The 6,835-nt window shown below is 43.1% G+C and carries 7 protein-coding genes; 1 reads left to right on the top strand and 6 read right to left on the bottom strand.

What is annotated here, in order from left to right:
• The 5 genes from BMY75_RS17270 to BMY75_RS17290 form a co-directional block, all read right to left on the bottom strand.
• On the bottom strand, positions 1-242 hold a 242-nt coding region (locus tag BMY75_RS17270), incomplete at its 3' end, for a transposase (RefSeq protein WP_139199920.1).
• A gap of 184 nt (positions 243-426) precedes the next feature.
• On the bottom strand, positions 427-693 hold the full coding sequence (locus BMY75_RS17275; RefSeq protein WP_074836435.1) for an HPr family phosphocarrier protein: 267 nt from the start codon (positions 691-693) through the stop codon (positions 427-429).
• A gap of 57 nt (positions 694-750) precedes the next feature.
• Complete coding sequence (locus BMY75_RS17280) at positions 751-2,670, bottom strand: PTS fructose transporter subunit IIABC (RefSeq protein ID WP_074836437.1); 1,920 nt, start codon at positions 2,668-2,670, stop codon at positions 751-753.
• A 27-nt stretch (positions 2,671-2,697) separates the two neighbouring features.
• Entirely contained in the window at positions 2,698-3,597 is a 900-nt protein-coding gene (gene pfkB, locus BMY75_RS17285; RefSeq protein WP_074836438.1) for a 1-phosphofructokinase, read from the bottom strand.
• Between the two features lies 1 nt (position 3,598).
• On the bottom strand, positions 3,599-4,345 hold the full coding sequence (locus BMY75_RS17290) for a DeoR/GlpR family DNA-binding transcription regulator (RefSeq protein WP_074836440.1): 747 nt from the start codon (positions 4,343-4,345) through the stop codon (positions 3,599-3,601).
• Positions 4,346-4,753: 408 nt separating this feature from the next.
• Here BMY75_RS17290 and BMY75_RS17295 point away from each other — a divergent pair, with 408 nt between their 5' ends.
• On the top strand, positions 4,754-6,136 hold the full coding sequence (locus BMY75_RS17295; protein WP_074836442.1) for a BspA family leucine-rich repeat surface protein: 1,383 nt from the start codon (positions 4,754-4,756) through the stop codon (positions 6,134-6,136).
• Between the two features lie 218 nt (positions 6,137-6,354).
• Here BMY75_RS17295 and BMY75_RS17300 read toward each other — a convergent pair.
• A partial coding sequence (locus BMY75_RS17300) for an IS3 family transposase (protein WP_139199922.1) occupies positions 6,355-6,835 on the bottom strand: 481 nt, incomplete at its 5' end.

A 6,835-nucleotide genomic window follows, 5' to 3' on the forward strand; every position in this document is an offset into this window, starting at 1 on the left:
CTTCCTTTACAGTCAAGATATTCAGTTACTGCTTTCAACTTAGTTTTCGCAGAATACCGTTTGTTTGTATGGCTGATCCTGACCGATTCTATTCCATCTGTTTTTGCGAAAACTACCATTTGTCTAAACGTTTCTTTTGTAACCCCATATTTCTTGGCTATTGATGCATAGCTCCCTTTTCCTGAAAGATATTCTTGCACTGCTCGAATTCTTTCTTCATCTGTCAGTTTTCTTCGTGACATAAAATAACCCCCTAGAGTTTTACACGATTTTTGTTTTTTCGTGTGTCTACTCTAAGGGGATTATATCATTTTCGTTGTGTCAGGCGCTTTTTTGGTGCAGGGGCATGCAACAGCCCCAGTTTATCTACTATCTATTTTTTTCAGAGGATTATTTAAATTTAGTATAGGCTCAGATCATATCGTTTTATTCGCCGAAGCCGTCCTCGAACATTGCAGCGATCTCATCAAGTACTGCTTGTTCATCTCCGCCGTTTACCACTATCTCGACTTCAGTGCCTTTTTTCAGACCTGCTGCCATTATCTGCATTACTGCTTTAGCCTTGATGTCTTTGCCTTCGGCTTTAAGTATAACTTCGCTGTCAGGGTGAGCCTTTACTGCTTTTGCAATAAGTCCTGCGGGTCTCATGTGCATACCCTCTGCGTTTACGATCTCAACTTTTTTCGATACCATATATGGTCACTCCTTTACAAAAATATTCAATGATTATTATATCACACGACCGATGTGTTATTCTGCCTTAGGCTGCTTCTTTTTAAGAAGTGTAAGCATGAACATTCCTACTACCGAACCGATAACAAGTGCCAGAATATACTGTATGGGATTGCCGACAACGGGGAATACAAATATACCGCCGTGAGGTGCTCTGAGTGTGCAGTTGAATGCCATCGAAAGAGCGCCTGCTGTTCCTGCGCCTATCATGCAGGAGGGGATAACTCTTGTGGGGTCAGCTGCTGCGTAGGGTATAGCTCCCTCTGTTATAAAGCTGAGTCCCATGATGTAGTTAACAGGACCGTTTTTGAGTTCTTCTTCTGTCCAGCGGTTTTTAAAGAAAGTAGTTGCGAGAGCTATTGCAATAGGAGGTACCATTCCGCCGACCATTACGGCTGCCATGATATCGAAATTCTCCGAAGCTATAGCTGCTGTGCCGAATACATATGCTGCCTTGTTGAAAGGACCGCCCATATCTATGGACATCATCGCACCGAGTACAAAGCCGAGAAGTATCTTGCTGGAGCTGCCCATATTGGTTAGCAAGTTTGCCAGTCCTTCGTTCAGCAGACCCATTATCGGGTTGACTGCACACATCATGATAGCAACTATTCCAAGTCCGCCAAGAGGATAGATAAGTACGGGCTTGATACCGTTGAGGGATTTTGGCAGACCGTTGCAAGCCTTTTCAAGACCGAGCATAAGGAAACCGCCGAGGAATCCAGCCAGCAGAGCTCCGAGGAAACCTGAGGGAACATCTCCGCCGGGGTTTGCAAATGTTGCGCCTGCACCTGCCATCGCGCCGCCTGCCATACCTACCAGAAGTCCGGGTCTGTCAGCTATACTCAATCCGATATATCCTGCAAGTATCGGTATCATGAACTGGAAAGCATAGTTGCCGATAGTTTTGAACCATGCCGCAGCTGCCAGATGTGTACCGAAGTTGCCGTCCTGAGGTGCTCCGCCCAGAGAATCTATCAGGAATGCCAGAGCTATAAAGATACCGCCCGCTACCGTGAAAGGAAGCATATGTGATACACCGTTCATCAGGTGCTTATACAGTTTTCTGCCGAAGTTTTCATCGTTGCCGGAAGCTGAACTGCTGTTGTCTGCACCGCCCTCGTGATGATATACGGGAGCATCGCCTGCTTCAATGCGGTTTATCAGCTCTTCGGGTATCTTTATTCCGTCGGATACTTTGGTCTTTATTACTTTCTTGCCGTTGAAACGAGCCATTTCAACCGTTTTGTCCGCTGCAATTATTATACCGTCGCAGTTTTCGATTTCCTCTTTAGTGAGAACATTCTTAGCGCCGCCAGAGCCGTTTGTTTCGACTTTTATTGTTATGCCCAGTTTCTTGCCTGCTTTTTCCAGCGCTTCGGCAGCCATATATGTGTGAGCTATACCTGTGGGACAGGCTGTAACTGCAAGCACTCTGTAACCCTTAGCCGAAGTCTTTTCAACTTTAGGCTCATCGGGATATTTTTCCTTTTCCATATCGTCTATTATCTTCAAGAACTCATCTGCGTCCTTTGCGCCCAGGAGTTTTTCTCTGAAATCTTCGTCCATGAGGATAGTCATAAGGCGGGAAAGAACTTCAAGATGAACATCGCCGTCATTAGGTGCGGCTATCATAAACAGCAGATTTGAAGGTTCGTCATCGAGAGCTTCATAATCAACACCATCGGGAACTGTCATAGCCGCCAGAGAAGGAGCCTTTACTGCATCGCTTTTGGCGTGGGGGATAGCGATGCCTTCACCAACTGCTGTAGAACCTTTTTCTTCTCTTGCAAGAATGCCTGCTTTGTATGCTTCCTTGTCGGCGATGTTGCCGCCTTTGACCTGAAGGTCGATAAGCATATCTATCGCTTCGGGCTTTGATTTCGGTGAAGCGCCAAGCTGTATGCTGTTCTTACTTAGCAAATCAACTATTTTCATAAAATTTTCCTCCTTCTGTCAGAATATCTAAAGTGTATTCAAAAGTTCCGTTATTTTTTCTTTTGTAGCAAGACCGTCCGAGAATGCCGTTGCACCGCCTGCGGCTGTTCCGAGTTTCAGCGCATATTCGTAATTGCCGTCTAGTGAACCAGCCACAAAGCCAGCCACCATTGAATCGCCTGCGCCCACGGAATTTTTCACGATGCCTTTGCAAACTCCGCTGATGTGAGTTTTGCCGTTTTCGTCAATAAGAAGTGCGCCGTCGCCTGCCATGGATATCAGCACGTTACGTGCACCTTTTTCCTGTAGCTTTCTGGCATATTCTTCTATCTCTTCGATGGTGCTGAGTTTTATGCCGAACATCTCACCAAGCTCGTGATTATTTGGCTTGATAAGGAAGGGCTTATATTTCAGAACGTTCAGCAGGAGATCTTTTGTAGCGTCCACAACGGTTTTGATATTTCTTCCCGAAAGCCGCTGCATGATTTTTTCGTATATATCGGAAGGCAAACTGTTGGGGATACTTCCTGCAAGTATCAGTGTATCGCCGTCTTTCAGATTGTCAAGTTTCTCGAAAAGTGAGGTGAGGGCATTGTCATCGATGTGAGGTCCCTGACCGTTGATCTCGGTCTCTTCATTAGCTTTGATCTTTACATTGATGCGTGAATTGCCTTTTTCGAGTCTAACGAAATCCGCATCGATTCCCATTGATCTTAACCCGTTTTCGATAGCCTCACCTGTGAAGCCTGCTGTAAATCCAAGGGTTCTGGACTTGATACCAAGCTCGTTCAGTACGATCGAAACGTTTATTCCTTTGCCGCCGAAGAACATTGCCTCGTATGAAGCACGGTTCACCTCGCCCAGTTTCAGATCGTCCATGCGGACAACATAATCTATCGCAGGATTAAATGTTACCGTGTATATCATATTACATTACCTCCTTGATGTTTGTAGCTGACAGATAATTCTTGTCACGTAGCTTGTCGGTTATTATCATTACGCGTCCCAGATCGGCAAAAGTGACTGACGTTATCTGCTCGAATTTGGAGTGATCTGCAAGAATGTAGACCGTTCTGCTGTTCCTTATCACCGCAGTTTTGATGCTTGCCTCGTTTCTGTCGGGTGTAGAGATATCTCCCGAAAGGGAAATGCCGTTTGCGCCGATAAAGCTCTTTGTGAAGTTGTAGCTTTGCAGACTGCTCACACATTCCGCGCCTACGATAGCTTCGGTCGCCAGCTTTATCTCACCCGCCGGAATAAACACCTTGAATCCCCTCTGAGCCAGCTTTTTTGCGTGGATAAAAGCATTGGTCACAAAGGTCACATTCTTGTCGGGAATAAAATCGATCATCTTTTCGGTTGTAGTACCCGCATCGATGAATACGAAATCTCCGTCATCGATAAGCGAAGCTGCATATCTCGCGATAGCCAATTTTTCCTCGTTGAACAGCTTTGACTTTTTTTCAACATCCTGTTCTTCAAATACAAATGAGTCATTTACCGAGATCGCACCGCCGTGTACTTTTACAAGCAGCCCCTTTTCTGCAAGAGTGTTAAGATCCCGCCTTACTGTAGATTCAGAAGCATTCAGCAGCTCACAAAGTTCGCTCAGCTTGACACTTTTGTTTGAATTAACTGAATTTAAGATTATTGAATGTCTTTCCTCAGTCAGCATTATCGTTCACCTCTTGTGCTTGAATTTGAATGGCTTTGACTGTTTCTGATGTAAATATATCACATTCAATCAACATAGTCAAGAGATTTCAATCATTTTCATTCAAAATATTTCATTTTCGTATAACCGCACACTTTGAATGGTTTTGCTTTGGTGATTCTGAATAAATTAGTTTTTAATGTTTGAAAATCATTGATGAAGTTGCTGTGGCTGTTTCAAAAAAACAGGAATATGTTGAAGTGTATTTTTATGAATCGATATGATGAAGTGTTCACAGAAAAAAAGTCGTTCAGAAGCACAAATTATCTAAAGAAAACATCAAAACATTGACAACAACATTGGTGCATGATATAATAAAAAAGTTGATGTTTATCAAACTCAATGCACAAAAATTCGGAGGAAATAAAAATGCAGGTAAAACGTTTTTTAGCAATAGTAATGTCACTATGTATGGTATCAGGTGCAGTAAGCTATGGTGCGCCTGTTATATCACAGGATATATCCGCGCAGGCTGACTCTGTTGAAACATCCAATTATTCTTTTGATGAAAAGACAGGCGTTCTTAAACTTAAAGGTAAGATCGATCGTGATACAATATTTCGAGCTGACTTCTCAGCGAGAGATGTAAAATCGATCATAGCTGAAGATGGAACGGTTCTTCCTGAAGATTGTTCTTATTTATTCTGTGATAATTATAGAAATTGTACTTTCGTCGATCTTACAAAGGCGGATACAAGCAGGGTCAAAAATATGGATTCAATGTTCTGGCGCTGTCTCAACCTGACCGCGATCGATCTGGAAGGTATTGATACAAGCAATGTTACAAATATGAGCAGAATGTTCGCTGAGTGTTTCAAACTTTCTGAATATGATCTGAGTGGTTTGGATACCGGCAATGTTACTGATATGAGTAATATGTTCTACAATTGTTATAATCTGACTGAACTTGACATAAGTGGATTCAATACAAGCAAGGTCACAAATATGAGCGGTATATTCGCTGGTTGTTCAGGCTTGACCATACTTAATGTAAGCGGATTTGATACCAGCAGTGTTACAAGTATGGATGAAATGTTCGGCAGTTGTTATGAACTGACCGATCTTGATGTTAGCAGATTTGACACCAGCAGTGTTACAAGTATGAAAAATATGTTTTCTTATTGTTCTGCTTTGACCTCACTCGATGTAAGCGGTTTTGATACAAGCAAGGTGAAAAATACAGCAGGTATGTTCATGAAATGTTCCGGTCTGACAAATCTTGATCTGAGTAATTTTAATACAAAAAAGGTTTTAAATATGAGTGGTATGTTCGCGAATTGTAGCGGTCTGAAAACCATTTCTCTCGGCGAGAATTTCAAAAAGATCAAAGAAACCGCTGAGCTGATCAACGGAGAGGGTTGGGTCAATTCCAAAACTCCTTTAACCGTTGTAAGCGGCGATGGAAAATATGCCGTTATAGTAAACGAGGGCAAGAACACCTATAAGCGCTTACCTATCGAACAGGAAAATACGCCAACTTATCCCACTAAAATAAATGTGAAATACAGCGAAGAATACCACCAGGTAAGGTTCACATGGGATAAAGTTGAAGGTGCCGACAAATACGGCATCGCTGTATATCTGGCAGGAAAGTGGAAAGTTCAGGATCAGGAAATCACTTCCACTTCTTACACTACTCCCAAGAGTCTCACCCCCGGCAAGACCTACAAAGTCGCTATTGCCGCAAGAGTTAACGGCAAGTGGGATACCGCTAACGCTATCAAAAATGCTGTGACTGTTACTATAAAGTAATAGTTAAATTACTTAGATACACGAAAACGGATAGCCCGTCCATATTGACCCGTCCCCTGTCAAGTAGACAGCGCAAAAAACAAAAATATTCTATGTTGTGACCAAAAGCAGTCTGTGCAATATGTGCAGGCTGCTATTTGTTAGCAGTAATTGGTATTTCACTTTCGTAGTGAGGAGCGTAGCGACGAACGAAGAAAGTGAAATGCCGCGGCGCCCGGTCACGCAGCATACGCCTGGTGAAACTCCATCGGTGTCATGCTGTTCAGTTTGATTTGATACCGACCAGTGTTGTAGTATCTGATGTATTCTTCAATCGCTGCGATCAGACTGGTTTTATCTGTAAACTTACGAAGGTAGTACATCTCGGATTTCATAACGCCCCACCAGCCTTCCATCGGTCCGTTATCTATGCATCTTCCGACTCGGGACATACTCTGTATCATTCCTGCATCTACAAGTTTTTTGTGAAATGTTTTGTTGGTATACTGAAAACCTCTGTCACTGTGGAAGATCGGGTGGGCATCAGGATTGTGTTCTATCGCTTTGTCAAATGTGAAAAATACAAGATGATTGTTATTGCTGTCACCGATTTTGTAAGCTACGATGCGTCTGTCATAAAGATCCAGAATTGCACTCAGATACAACTTCTTGATGACCGAACCGACATAGTATTTGAACTCCGTCACATCGGTAAGCCAC

It is taken from the genome of Hominimerdicola alba (assembly GCF_900109655.1).
Lineage (GTDB): Bacteria > Bacillota > Clostridia > Oscillospirales > Ruminococcaceae > Hominimerdicola > Hominimerdicola alba_B.

Excerpts from the sequence above, each read along its gene's own strand:
- BMY75_RS17295 (WP_074836442.1), top strand. The coding sequence starts at position 4,754 with ATGCAGGTAAAACGTTTTTTAGCAATAGTAATGTCACTATGTATGGTA.
- BMY75_RS17280 (WP_074836437.1), bottom strand. The coding sequence starts at position 2,670 with ATGAAAATAGTTGATTTGCTAAGTAAGAACAGCATACAGCTTGGCGCT.
- pfkB (WP_074836438.1), bottom strand. The coding sequence starts at position 3,597 with ATGATATACACGGTAACATTTAATCCTGCGATAGATTATGTTGTCCGC.
- BMY75_RS17290 (WP_074836440.1), bottom strand. The coding sequence starts at position 4,345 with ATGCTGACTGAGGAAAGACATTCAATAATCTTAAATTCAGTTAATTCA.
- BMY75_RS17275 (WP_074836435.1), bottom strand. The coding sequence starts at position 693 with ATGGTATCGAAAAAAGTTGAGATCGTAAACGCAGAGGGTATGCACATG.